This is a genomic window from Streptomyces sp. NPDC046821 (assembly GCF_040645335.1).
In the GTDB taxonomy this organism is placed as follows: Bacteria; Actinomycetota; Actinomycetes; order Streptomycetales; family Streptomycetaceae; genus Streptomyces.
In genome coordinates, this window is record NZ_JBEYYB010000001.1 from 113,138 (window position 1) to 125,653 (window position 12,516).

Annotated in this window: 12 protein-coding genes; 6 read left to right on the forward strand and 6 right to left on the reverse strand. The window is 70.1% G+C overall.

What is annotated here, in order from left to right; all coding sequences use genetic code 11:
- Nucleotides 1-40 precede the first annotated feature (40 nt).
- A complete protein-coding gene (gene wrbA, locus ABZ893_RS00555) occupies nt 41-682 on the reverse strand; it encodes an NAD(P)H:quinone oxidoreductase (protein ID WP_361394468.1) in 642 nt (213 codons plus the stop codon).
- 229 nt (nt 683-911) lie between these two features.
- On the opposite strand from wrbA, the gene ABZ893_RS00560 reads away from it, so the two are divergent.
- Nucleotides 912-3,698, forward strand: coding sequence for an AAA family ATPase (locus ABZ893_RS00560; protein ID WP_361394471.1), 2,787 nt, complete (start codon nt 912-914; stop codon nt 3,696-3,698).
- A gap of 93 nt (nt 3,699-3,791) precedes the next feature.
- Nucleotides 3,792-4,643 carry an alpha/beta hydrolase gene (locus tag ABZ893_RS00565; RefSeq protein ID WP_361394475.1) on the forward strand — a complete coding sequence of 284 codons (852 nt, stop codon included), beginning with the start codon at nt 3,792-3,794 and terminating at the stop codon, nt 4,641-4,643.
- A 63-nt stretch (nt 4,644-4,706) separates the two neighbouring features.
- Here the strand turns inward: ABZ893_RS00565 and ABZ893_RS00570 are convergent, their stop codons facing one another.
- The 4 genes from ABZ893_RS00570 to ABZ893_RS00585 form a co-directional block, all read right to left on the reverse strand.
- Nucleotides 4,707-5,363 carry an isochorismatase family protein gene (locus ABZ893_RS00570; RefSeq protein ID WP_361394478.1) on the reverse strand — a complete coding sequence of 219 codons (657 nt, stop codon included), beginning with the start codon at nt 5,361-5,363 and terminating at the stop codon, nt 4,707-4,709.
- 160 nt (nt 5,364-5,523) lie between these two features.
- Nucleotides 5,524-6,141 (reverse strand): SUKH-4 family immunity protein, encoded by a 618-nt coding sequence (locus ABZ893_RS00575; RefSeq protein ID WP_361394481.1) that lies wholly within the window; start codon nt 6,139-6,141, stop codon nt 5,524-5,526.
- A gap of 545 nt (nt 6,142-6,686) precedes the next feature.
- Nucleotides 6,687-6,923, reverse strand: a complete 237-nt coding sequence (locus ABZ893_RS00580; RefSeq protein WP_361396143.1) for a hypothetical protein — start codon at nt 6,921-6,923, stop codon at nt 6,687-6,689.
- 234 nt (nt 6,924-7,157) lie between these two features.
- Nucleotides 7,158-7,349 (reverse strand): hypothetical protein, encoded by a 192-nt coding sequence (locus ABZ893_RS00585; RefSeq protein WP_361394484.1) that lies wholly within the window; start codon nt 7,347-7,349, stop codon nt 7,158-7,160.
- A 212-nt stretch (nt 7,350-7,561) separates the two neighbouring features.
- Here ABZ893_RS00585 and ABZ893_RS00590 point away from each other — a divergent pair, with 212 nt between their 5' ends.
- Both ABZ893_RS00590 and ABZ893_RS00595 read left to right on the forward strand, forming a co-directional pair.
- A complete protein-coding gene (locus ABZ893_RS00590) occupies nt 7,562-10,312 on the forward strand; it encodes an AAA family ATPase (RefSeq protein ID WP_361394487.1) in 2,751 nt (916 codons plus the stop codon).
- A gap of 508 nt (nt 10,313-10,820) precedes the next feature.
- Nucleotides 10,821-10,997 (forward strand): DUF4158 domain-containing protein, encoded by a 177-nt coding sequence (locus ABZ893_RS00595; protein ID WP_361394490.1) that lies wholly within the window; start codon nt 10,821-10,823, stop codon nt 10,995-10,997.
- 68 nt (nt 10,998-11,065) lie between these two features.
- Here ABZ893_RS00595 and ABZ893_RS00600 read toward each other — a convergent pair whose 3' ends face one another.
- Entirely contained in the window at nt 11,066-11,647 is a 582-nt protein-coding gene (locus tag ABZ893_RS00600) for a hypothetical protein (protein WP_361394493.1), read from the reverse strand.
- Between the two features lie 368 nt (nt 11,648-12,015).
- Between ABZ893_RS00600 and ABZ893_RS00605 the strand changes: the two genes are divergently transcribed.
- Together ABZ893_RS00605 and ABZ893_RS00610 are read left to right on the forward strand one after the other, a co-directional pair.
- Nucleotides 12,016-12,201, forward strand: a complete 186-nt coding sequence (locus ABZ893_RS00605; RefSeq protein WP_361394495.1) for a hypothetical protein — start codon at nt 12,016-12,018, stop codon at nt 12,199-12,201.
- Nucleotides 12,198-12,428 carry a hypothetical protein gene (locus ABZ893_RS00610; protein ID WP_361394498.1) on the forward strand — a complete coding sequence of 77 codons (231 nt, stop codon included), beginning with the start codon at nt 12,198-12,200 and terminating at the stop codon, nt 12,426-12,428. Before ABZ893_RS00605 ends, ABZ893_RS00610 begins: the two co-directional genes overlap by 4 nt.
- The last annotated feature ends 88 nt before the right edge of the window (nt 12,429-12,516 follow it).

A 12,516-nucleotide genomic window follows, 5' to 3' on the forward strand; every position in this document is an offset into this window, starting at 1 on the left:
GAGTTTCCGCGCGGCAACGCGACCGCGTGTGCGTCCTCGGTCAGGAGGACAGCCGCCCCCGCTTGATCAAGGAGGCGAACTCGACGGCGCGCCGGGTCTGGAACTCCATCGCGGCGAGTTCGACCTCGCCGGGCGGCTCCTCACCGGTGGCGGCGACGTGCCCGGAGCCGTACGGGTTGCCCGACCGGAACTGGATCGGGTCGGCGTAGCCGGGCGGAACGATGACACAACCCCAGTGGTAGAAGGTGTTGTTGAGGGCGAGGATGGTGGACTCCTGGCCGCCGTGCCGGGTGCTCGTGGCCGTGAACGAGGACGCCACCTTGTTCATCAGCAGGCCCTGGGCCCAGAGCGGTCCGGTGGTGTCGATGAACTGCTTCATCTGTGAGGCGGGCAGCCCGTAGCGAGTCGGCGCTCCCAGCAGGATCACGTCGGCCCAGGCCAGGTCGTCGAGCACGGCCTCCTTGACGTGCTGGGTGACTTCGAGGTGCGCCGACCAGCCGGCGTTGGCGGCGATCGCCTCGGCGGGGGCGAGCTCGGGCACCTTGCGCAGGCGCACCTCGGCGCCGGCCTTCTCGGCGGCGGTGGCCGCCGCCTTGGCCAGGGCGAAGACGGTGCCGGTTGACGAGTAGTAGATCACCGACACGTTGACGGACGCGGACAGCTCTGCACCGACGGTTTCCATATCAACTCCGCTTGTTTCTTGGGGACTTCTGTCAGGGGTCGGCCACAGCACGGTGGCGCGCCGCCCGGTTCACGTGCCCAGCGTCGGTGCCGCGGCCGGCCGTCGGCATCGGTCATGCGACCACGGTTCCGACGGCCGGACCGGGGCAGTCATCCGACTGAGTTCCAACCCCGCCCCAGGGCCTCCTCACCATTGGATAGAGGGGTCTCCATCCATTAGGGTGCCGACCATGGAGCTCCGGATTCCCCCGACGAGCGCGCGGCGCCCCGAACTCGTCGGCCGGACGGAAGAACGCGATGCGTTGTCCGAGCTGCTCGAAGCCGCGTGTGCCGGGAAGAGCCAGGCCCTTGTGGTGCGCGGCGAGCCAGGCATGGGCAAGTCGACCCTGCTCGACCATCTGACGAACCGGGCCGACGACTGCCGTGTGCTTCGCGTCGTCGGAATGCAGTCCGAAATGGAGCTGATCTTCGCGGGTCTGCATCAGCTCTGCACTCCCCTGCTCAACCGACTGGACCGGCTGCCGCCACCACAACAGGCCGCGTTACGAACGGCGTTCGGCCTGTGCGAGGGCCCGCCGCCCCAACCTCTCCTGATCGGGCTCGCGGTGCTCAGCCTCCTGTCCGAAGCCTCCGGTGACCAGCCGCTCATGTGCGTGGTCGACGACTTCCAGTGGCTGGACCGGACGTCGGCCCAGACGCTGGGCTTCGTCGCCCGGCGGCTCTCGGCGGACCCGGTCGCCATGATCTTCGGTACACGGACCGTGTGCCAGGAACTGGAGGGCGTCCCCGAACTGCTCCTGGCCGGACTGCCTGCCCCGTACGCGCACGAGCTTCTGGACTCCGTACTGACCGGCCCGCTGGATGAGCGGGTGCGGGACCAGATCGTGGCCGAGTGCGGAGGGAATCCGCTCGCGCTCCTCGAATCGCTGCGCGGTGCGACGCCGGACCGGCTGGCCGGTGGCTTCGGCCTGCCGGCCGCGGTGTCGCTGTCCGGCCGGCTCGAAGAGAACTTCCGGCGCCAGTTGGCGCAGATGCCCGCCGCCACCCGACAGCTGCTGCGGCTGGCCTCCGCGGACCCGTCAGGTGACGCGCTCCTGCTGTGGCGCGCAGCCCGCACGTTGGGAATCAGCCTCCACGCGGCGACGCCCGCGGTCGAAGCGGGCCTGGCGGAGTTCGGTACGAGGGTGCGGTTCCGCCATCCTCTGCTGCGCTCGACGGTCTACCGGTCAGCGACGGAGAAGGAGCGGAAGGAGATGCACCTGGCCCTGGTGGCGGCCACCGATCGGGACGTCGATCCCGACCGCCGGGCCTGGCACCGCGCACAGGCCGCCGCCGAGCCGGACGAAGACGTAGCGGCGGATCTGGAGCGGTCCGCCGACCGTGCCTACGCCCGCGGCGGGCCGGCCGCGGCCGCCGCGTTCTTGGAGCGGGCGGCACTGCTGTCCGCTGATCCCGTGCGGCAGACCGAGCGGAATCTGGCGGCCGTCCAGGCCAATGTGCAGTCCGGGTCCTACGAACGTGCCCTGGAGCTGCTTGCCGCCACGGAAGCGGAGCGCCTCGACCCGTTGCAGCGCGCTCGGGCGGAGCTGCTGCGCGGCCACATCGCCTTCGCATCGGGCCTTGGCAACACCGCCCCGCGGATCCTGCTCGAGGCGGCCGGCCAACTGGTGCCGCTCGACGTGGGCCTGGCCCGGGAGACGTACCTGACCGCGTGGATGGCCGCCGTGTGCGCGGGTGGCCTCGCCACCGAGGGAGGAAGTGTCCCCGACATCTGCCGCGCCGCTCAACGGGTTCCCCGCTCACCACAGCCGGACAAGGCCGAACTGATCCTCGACGCGATCTCCTCGGTGGTCACGGACGGCCCGGCGGCGGCCGAGCCGGCGCTGCGCCACGTGGTGAACGCCTTCACCGCGGCGGAGACGACGACCGAAGAGACCTTGCGGTGGGGCTGGTTCGCGCACGCGGCGGCCATCGCTCTGTGGGACCACAGTGCCTGCCGCTCCATGCTGGAGCGGGAAGCCGAGGTGATGCGGACGGCGGGAGCGCACAGTCTCCTGCCCATGGCTCTGTCCATGCTGGCCACCGTGACGGCATGGAGCGGGGACTTCCCCGAGGCGGCGACCATGATCGCGGAGGCGGACATGGTGTGCGAGGCGACCAGGGCACCCGCCGCGCTGTTCGCTCCGATCGTCCTCGCGTGCCTGCGCGGCGACGAGACCACCGCGCTCCCCCTGATCCAGGCGTCCGTCGCCGACGCCCGAACCAGCGGAACGGGCGTGTTCCTGACCTACGCCGACTGGGCGGCCTCGATCCTCTACAACGGCCTGGGCTGTTACGAGGACGCGCTGGCGTCCGCCACCCGTTCCCGCGACAGTGCGCCGTACCTCTTCGTCGCGAACTGGGCGCTGCCCGAGCTGATCGAGGCGGCCGTGCGCTCCGGACACCCGGACTTCGCGCACAGTGCTCTGGAACAGCTGACGGCATCGGCCGCCCCTGGCGGCACCGATGTCGGCCTCGGTCTGCTGGCCCGCTCGCGCGCCCTGCTCAGTGACGGCGAGAGCGCCGAATCCCTCTACGGCGAGGCGATCGACCGCCTGAGCCGGACCCCGCTGCGCCCCGAACTCGGCCGCGCCCACCTGCTGTACGGGGAGTGGCTGCGCCGCGCGGGCCGCCGCACGGACGCCCGCGTCCAACTGCGCACCGCCCTCGGCCTGTTGGCGGGCATGGGAGCCGAGGCGTTCGCCGAGCGGGCCCGCCGCGAGCTGCTGGCCACCGGTGAACGGGTGCGCCGCAACAGAGCCACATCGGTCGACTCGCTCACCTCGCAAGAGGCGCTGATCGCGCGCCTCGCCCGTGACGGCCTCACCAATGCCGAGATCGCGGCGCAGCTGTTCCTCAGCCCGCGCACCGTGGAATGGCATCTGCGCAAGGTCTTCGGGAAACTCGGCATCACCTCGCGCCGCGAACTCACCTCGGCCCTGACCCGCGCAGGCGAGGTGCTCACGGCAGTCGAATGACCGATGTCAGCCGTTCCTGGGGACGGGAGGCTGAAGGAGAGGCGGCACCCGGCCCGCCCCCTGCGCGAGCAGACCTCCGCATGAGGAATCGCCATGCCCCACATCACGATCGGCCCTGACATCGGCGGCACCGTCGAGCTCCATTACGAGGACCGTGGCACCGGCCGGCCCGTGGTACTGGTCCATGGCTACCCGCTCGACAGCCGAAGCTGGGACAAACAGGTCCCGGCCCTGCTGACAGCCGGATACCGGGTCATCACATACGACCGCCGTGGCTTCGGCCGCTCGTCACCCGCTTCCGACGGCTACGACTACGACACACTCGCCGCCGACCTGAACTCCGTGCTGGACGAACTGGACTTGGGCGATGCCGTCCTCGTCGGCCACGCGGCGGGAACCGGGGAGATCGCGCGTTATCTCGGGGAGTACGGTTCGGCGCGCGTGGCCAAGGCGGTCTTCCTCGCCCCGCTGCCGCCCTTCCTGCTCCGGACGGATGAGACGCCGCACGGTGTCGATCTCACCTTCTTCGACGAGTTGATGGCCAAGGCTCGGAGCCGGGACAGAGGTGCCTACTTCACCGAGCTGTGCGACCTGTTCCTCAACACGGCCAAGACGGCCGGCACGGGGTGGGACGGCGCCGGGGAGACGTTCCTGGACATCGCCGCCTCGACATCCGCGCGCGCGTGCGTGGCGGTGATCCCCGCCTGGATCACCGACTTCCGCGCCGACATCGCTTCGATCGACGTACCGGCCCTGATCGTCCACGGCGCCGGTGACCGGCTGCTCCCCGTGGACGCGACCGGCAGACCACTGCGCACGCTTCTGCCGCGGGCCACGTACATCGAGATCGCCGACGCCCCGCACGGCCTGCTGTGGACCCACGCGGACGAGGTCAACGAGGCCGTGCTGGCGTTTCTGGGGGACACGGAGAAACCCCGCACCTGAGGTGGTGCGGGGCGGGTGCTCCCGTGGGTGGCGGTGAGGGGAGAGCGGGCCGACAGGGCGGCTCTACATGAAATCGGGTGCCTTGACGACGCCCGCGGTGACCTGGTCCATGACGTAGTCGGTGTACATGGCCGCGGTGCCACCGCGCCGCGCCATCACGGCGTTGATCTTCTGCTTCTCCGGGCGGGTGTAGTCGGGGGCCCACTCGGCGGCGACCGCGACCCAGTTGACGGGCTTGGCGCCGGCCATCACGAGCCGGGTCTTCGCGTCCTCGTGCGCCTCGGGCGTCACACCGGCCGAGGCGTCGGTCACGAAGTACACCTCGTACCCGTCCTTCAGCGCACCGAGAACGGTCTGCGCGAGGCAGACGTCCGTCGACAGGCCCGCCATCACGAGCTTGCGGCGACCGGTGGCCTCGACAGCCGCCCGTACCTCGGGGTGCGACCACGCGGCCGTGGTGGTCCGGTCGATAGGGGTGATCTCCGGGAAGGCCGCCCTGATCTCCTTGAAGATCGGGTCGACCAGCGGGCCGCCGGTCGCGCCGACCGTGGTGAGCACCGTCGGCACGCCGAGCGCACTGGCGGTCTCGGCCAGCCCGGCCACGTTGTTGATCAGGTCCGCGGGCGACCGCGGCGTCGTCATCAGCGCGACCCCCGGCTGGTGGTCGATCAGGACGACGGCGCAGTTGTCGATGGTGAGTTCGTTCGGGTTCTCGCTCACGGTTCTCGTCCCCTCGGTGGATGCGGTGGCTTTCGCTCCTGCTGAGAACCGAGTTTCGTGAACGGGGGCCGGCACCACATCGGTCAAGTAACTGGAGGTGTGGACGTACGCAGCCCGCAGTCATTCGACTGACGTGTGACCGAGGCCGCCGGCCGGCCCGTCACCCGTAGAGCGAGCGCGCTCCCGGGCTGCCGGCCTTGAAGCGCTGCCCCGCTGCGATCTCCTCGCCGACCACCGACCAAACGGTCTCGTCGTCCTGGAAGGGGAGCGAGTCGATACTGCTCGTCTCCTGCTGGATTCGTTCGACCTCGCTCGCCAGGCGCTCGAAGTCTGCTTCCTCCTCGTCCTCGTCGCCGCTGAAGGTGAACTCGTCGAGCAGGCGCTGGAAGCGGAGGGTGACCTGGATGAGGGAGGAGGCATCCGTGTGGAGTTCGACCACGGTCTCCTCGTCAGGGTCGAAGGCGTGCACCTTGCCAGACACGGAGTCGAGGGCGACGTGGGCGTTGAGGAGCCAGCCGATGACGGGCCATTCGCCCGCGTCCTCAGGGGCGTCCTCGAAGTCGTCGGTGTCCACGACGTCCTGGACGAGGGGCAGTAGGCCGTCGTCCTCGTCGGGCTCTCGCAGAAGAAACGTCCCGGTAGGTACGCCGACCGTCTGCAGGAGACGCGCGCCCTCGGTGTCCGCGGCTGAAGAAGGGAAGGCGGTGGCGGGCAGGGTGGCGAGCCGGTCCTCACCGAAGATCTCGACGAGTTCGCTGCGAGTGACGTCGAAAAGCACTGGCGGAACTCCGAACTCGGCGGCGGATCGCGCGCCGTTGGACTCTCAATGGACGGAAACGGTCACTACAACACCCTTGCGGATCAAGGCGCTTCCGGCGACTCCGATTCCACCCCGCCCGCTCACCCGCCCTCTTACGGAACGAACGTCCCTCGGCCTTGGCGCCGCTGATCGCCGCCGTCATCACGGGGACAGCTCGCGGCTGGTCGCCACGCAGACTCGAAACCATCGTCACTGTGAAGGGTGCGGCGCGGGTCCTGGGCGCGCCAGGCGATGTGGTCCCACAGGGTGCTCGTCGCCGCCTGGGCGAACCAGCCCCAGCACAGCTTCCTCAACGGGTACGGTCGGCTTTGTGGAGGCATCGACCACATGCCGCCGTTTCGGTGCCGCGACGGAGAGGCTGTCAGCAACCAGGAGGGTCAACGCGCCCACGATCAGCTCGCGCGTCTCCGGCTGAGCTAAGGGAGAGACGTCGCGCCAAACGGGAGAACTCGAACAGCCGCCGCCCGCGAAAGCGCGGGGCACAATGCCCTTCCCGATCATCCTCAAGCGGTGTCGACTACCTGCACAGCTCGATCAGTTCGCCGGCCAGCCAGCCACCGGGCCGCGACCTCAGTCAGGTCGAGCAGGGGCTCGTAGCCAGCCGCATCATCGGTGATGTGACGCTTGGCCAGTAACTGGCCGCTGTCGTCGACCAGGGCGATGCCGTGCGTGCGTTCCGCCCAGCCGATGCCGCAGTAGGTCGGGATGTTCCTCCCCTTGTTGCTGTTTGCGCTGGTCATGAGCTCATGCGGAACGACTCAGTAGCTGTTCGTGGGACCAGCTCACGCCACGGGCCTCGGTCTGTGTTGGAGCTGAACCAGCTCGGGCATCACGCGGGGTCGCCGTCAGGCACGCTCGCACCACAGACGCCAACGAGTCATCAGGCAAGCGGTGTTGACGCTGGTGGCGGTCGCGAGGGCGCCGGATCTCGCCGCTCTGGGTAGAGGAACCAAGTGCCCGGACTTCTCAAGGCGTCAGCCCGGCGCACACGTGATCGCCCGGTGCGAGCCGCGGCGGGGCGCGGTCTGCACGGCGCGGTCAGCGCTGGTGAGCACGACGGGCTGCCCGGCCTGCACGGGGTGCGCGGTATCGCGCTCCACCAGGCCGATCGCTTCCAGGCGCTGCAGCTGGGCGTAGGGGATGCGAGTGCGTGCGGGAGTCGCCACCGCGAGGCGATGGGCGACTAGTTGCTCGTGTAGCTTGGCGCCCTGGGCGATGGTGGAAGGGCCACGATTTCCTTCGTCGCGATCTGTCGGGACGCCTGTCGAGGGGCTTCGGCCTCAGCAGCCACGACTCCGACGTGTGGTTGCCGGGTCGGGTCTTGAGCGGCCGTCGGTGTTGTCCCACGACCGGGTTGATGGACCAACGGGGAGGCCGTGTGAGTGCCGGGCTGATGGGTCGACAAGCCGAACGGGCCGCGCTCAGTCAGTTCGTCGAAGCCGTCCGGCGTGGTGAGGGCCGCGCCATGGTGGTGCGCGGTGAGGCGGGCGTCGGCAAGACGGTCCTGGTGGACGATCTGGCCCGGCTGGCATCGGGTTCCGGATGTCAGGTGATCCGTGCGGTCGGCGTGCAGTCGGAGATGGAGCTGGCCTTCGCGGGGCTGCACCAGCTGTGCGCGCCGGTGCTCGACCAGGTCAAGGGGATCCCGGGACCACAGGACCATGCGTTGCGAACGGCCTTCGGACTGGCGGACGGCCCACCGCCGGACCGGTTCCTGGTGGGTCTGGGCGTCCTGAGTCTGCTGTCGGAGTTGGCAGGTGAACGGCCGGTCATCTGTGTGGTCGACGACGAGCAGTGGCTGGACCGGGCCTCGGTGCAGGCCCTGGGGTTCGCGGCCCGGCGCCTGGCCGCCGACCGGGTCGGGCTGCTGTTCGCGGCCCGCGAGCCCGGCGCGGAGCTCGTCGGCCTGCCGGAGCTGGAGATCGGCGGGCTGCCCGCCGACGACGCGCGGGCGCTGCTGGCGACGGCGCTGGCCGGCCCGCTGGACGAGCGGGTCCGGGAGCTGATCATCGCTGAGACCCGGGGAAATCCGCTGGCCCTGTTGGAGCTGCCGCGCGGGTTGAGCCAGGCGGAGTTGGCGGGCGGATTCGGCCTTCCCGGCGTGACGTCGCTGGCGGGGCGGATCGAGGACAGTTTCACCCGTCGGCTGGCGACGCTGCCCGCCCCGACCCGGCAGATGTTGTTGGTGGCCGCGGCCGACCCGTCCGGGGACCGGGCGCTGGTGTGGCGGGCGGCCCGCCGGCTGGGCATTCCCGTCCAGCACGCGGACGCGGCGGTCCAGGCCGGGCTGGTGGAGTTCGGCCTACTCGTACGGTTCCGGCATCCGCTGGTCCGCTCGGCCGTCTACCAGTCCGCCCGGGAGTCGGACCGCCGGGCGGCGCACGCGGCCCTGGCGGAGGTCACCGACCCGGAGCTCGATCCCGATCGCCGGGCCTGGCACCGGGCCCAGGCCGCGGACGGGCCGGACGAGGACGTCGCGGCGGAGCTGGAGTCCTCCGCCGGCCGGGCTCAGGCCCGCGGCGGCATGGCCGCGGCGGCGGCATTCCTGGAGCGCTCCGTGCTGTTGACCGCCGACCCGGTGCGGCATACCGAACGCGCGCTGGCGGCGGCCCAGGTCAACATGCAGGCCGGTGCGTTCGGCCAGGTCCTGGAACTGCTGGACCGGGCCGACGCGGCGTCGCTCGACGAGTTCCAGCAGGCCCGGGCCGAACTGCTGCGTGCCAATGTGGCTTTCGCGTCGGGCCTGGGCAACGGCACCGCGGAATTGCTGCTGAAGGCGGGCCGGCTCCTCGAGCCGTTCGACCTGAACCTGACCCGCGAGACCTATCTGTCCGCCATGGGCGCGGCCTTCGTGACCGGGCAGCTGTCCGAACGCGGGGTGCTGTCGGAGATCTGTCGTGCCGCCGAGGCCCTTCCGGTGTCGCCGGGTGAGCCACGCCCCCTGGATCTGCTCCTGCACGGTCATGCGGTACTGATCATGGACGGCCACGCAGCCGCCGTCCCGATCATGAAACAGGCGGCGAAGGTACTCACCGGCATTCCCGTCGAGGATGTGCTGCGGTGGGGCTGGATGGCCACGAACGCCCATCCCATCGTGTGGGACTTCGAGGGGTTCCGGGGCATCTGCGAGCGGCAGGTGCGACTCGTGCGGGAGGCCGGTGCGCTGGCGCAGTTGCCGCTGTACCTCAACCAGCTGGGCATCGTCTGTCCATGGATGGGCGACCTGGCCGGCACGGCCGCGCTGGTCGCGGAGACCGAGAGCGTGGCGACGGCGATCGGGAGCCCGATCGCCCCCTTCACCCTGATGCGGTTGCAGACGCTCCAGGGACGGGAAGCCGAGGCCTCCGCGCCGATCACGAGCGCGATCGAGCAGTCCGCGGCCGGCGGGCAGGGCATCGCGACGGCGTGGGCACACTGGATGGCGGCCGTGCTGTACAACGGACTCGGCCGCTACGAAGAGGCGGCGTCCGTCGCCGGGCTGGCGGTGACGGAGAGTCTTGACCCCCACTTCATGGCGATCTGGCCGTTGCCGGAGCTCGTCGAGGCCGCGGCCCTGTCCGGCGACCTCGAGTCGGCCGGCCGGGCGATGGAGCGGTTGACCGCCTCGACCCGACCGGCCGGCACCGACTGGGCACTGGGTATCGAGGCGCGGTGCCGCGCCCTGCTGAGCGACGGTGCGGACGCCGAAGATCTGTACACCACGGCGATCACCTGCCTGGGACAGACCGAGGTCCGCCCAGAACTTGCCCGCGCCCACCTGCTCTACGGCGAGTGGCTGCGCCGGGCCAGGCGCCGCACTGATTCCCGCGCCCAGCTGCGGACCGCTCATCGACTGTTCGAGGAGATGGGCATGGAGGCGTTCGCCACCCGCGCTGCGCGGGAGCTGCGGGCCACCGGCGCGACGGTGACCAAGCGCGCGGTCACGGCCCCCAGCACGCTGACCGCGCAGGAGGCGACCATCGCCCGGCTCGCCCGCGACGGCCACTCCAACCCCGAGATCGGCACCCAGCTATTCCTGTCGGCTCGCACGGTGGAGTGGCATCTGCGCAAGGTCTTCACCAAGCTGGGCATCGGCTCCCGGAACGAACTGCGCGCCGCGTTGGTCCGGCACGGTCTGGACAGTCACTAACGAGCTCGTGCATGGTTGGCGGTGGCGCGTCGACACCTTGATCGTTGATCATGATCCGTGTGGTGGGGAATCGGGCCCGTGCAGCGATCATCCGTAGCCGGCGGATCACCGGGCTCACGCCCGAAGTGATCGCCGAACTCGTCGCATAGATCGGCCCGTTGTGGCACGAGCGCCACCAGACGACACTCGCGGCGCGACCTCAACGCAGAGCCGCGATGTTCTGGTGATCAAGGTGGCAAGAGCCGTGTAACGGGAGACTGTTACGCACGGTTCTTTGGGAGCCCGGGGGTGAGATTCCCCCGGGCGACCCGACATCTACTGAGTTCATGGCGCACAACGGACATTCCCCCGACATCGTGCAGTCTCAGCGCGAGTGCGGGTGTGAGCAGTTGCGGTACAGGAAATCCCGGTGAGAACGATCATGGTCGGCCAGCACACAGGATGCGGCTGCTGCTGGGGTTCGCGGAAAGCCGCCGGTTGCTCGTCGCCGCTGGCTACGGTCCGGCTCGTGCCGGTGGAGTTTCTGACTGATGAGCAGGCCGAGGCGTACGGGACGTTCACCGCGGCGCCCACGCGCCCGGAGCTGGAGCGGTTCTTCTTCCTCGACGATGACGACCGCGATCTGATCGCGCGGCGTCGTACGGATGCGCACAGACACACGACGGCCGTACGAACCTTGAGCTGAGCGGGACGCTTGAGGTTAATTATCTGAGTCCGACGGGCCGGCGATACCCCGTGCTCAGGACGGTGGCGTCACCACTCGTCGTGGTAGCGGATCACCCGGAAGCTGCCCACGACCCCGTCGTCGACGAAGGGGGTTCCCCAGCGGCTCCCCCGGTCGCTTTGGGTCGCGACACCATAAGTGGCGCCGTAGGGGCCGACCGTGGCCACCGGCCCACCGTTGTCGCAGCTGAACCCGCGGTAGACCTCGACGATCGCGTCGCTGTCGTTGTCGATGCTGAAACTGGTCGAGCCCAGTCCACTGGCAGCGGGGACGCAGCCCTCCGCGAGGGCGGAGTACGTGCGTTCGTTGAATTGGATTCTTCCCTCCTTCTTTCCGTCGTAGCCACGGTCGCGGTCCTCGTGGCCACGACTCTCGTTCCCCCCGCCGTCGGTACGGTCGGTACCGGCGCGAGCCGCCGCGGGGGCGGCCTGCTTGGCGGGCGGGGCGGCCCGCTTGGCCGGTGGTGCGACGTGCTTGGCCGGTGGTGCGACGTGCTTGGCCGGCGGGGCGGCCCGGGTCGATTCGGACTGCGCGGCATAGGTGATGCCGGTGGTGGCAAGGACCGCTGCGCCCACTGCGGCGGCGGACACGACAAAGATTCGCGTGGGCATGTCACTCCTCCCTCTTTCAGAGACGCCGGCTGGACAGCCGACCTGCGACGAACGTAGTAATCAGCTCATCAGCTGTCATTTCAGGACGGTTCAAGGTGTGGCATCAGGCTGCTGAGCGAGTGGAATCCCTGCGCGCAGTGCATATTTCGGGGCTTTCTGGCATGGCGCCAGAATCCGGGTCCAGGCGAGGTCGCGGTGTGGCCGAGCGGGCGGTCGCGGTGCGGCCAGGGCGGCGGTACGGCCGGGCGGCCGCACATCTGGCGGCGGCAGGCCCCGTCCGGAGGGAAAGCGGCTCACCCGGTGGGGCGGTACGAGCGCTGCCGTCGGCCGTCGTGCACCAGGATGCCCTGGGCCTCCATCCGGCGAAGGTGGTACAGCACGCTCGAGGGGCTGCTGAGTCCGACCGCACCTACAAGGCGCTCGCCGACGCTCCGGCGGGCAGCAACACGCGGCTGCGGCGGCAGCTGATCGACCTGTCCTTGCGGCTGGTGCGGGATGTACCGCGGGAGCGGCGCGAGGACCTGCGGCGCCGGGCCGGGCGGGAGGAGCCGTGACCCGGGTCCGGCGGTCCTGGGACGTCACCGAGCGGCAGCGGTCGATCCTCGCGGCGATACGCGCCCACATCGCCGATCACGGCGAAGCACCGACCGTCCGGGAGATCGCCACGGCGGTAGGCCTGTCCAGCCCTTCGTCCGGGCTGTACCAACTACGCCGCACGGAAGAAGCGGGCGACCTCCGGCGCGCCCGCGGCGCCGGCCCACGGGACTATCGCCTCGGCTGATGTGAGACGAGACCCGTCGGCTGAGTGCCCTCGTCGTCTTGGGCTTACGAGCTCGTGCATGGTTGGCGGTAGCGCGTCGAAGGCCGCG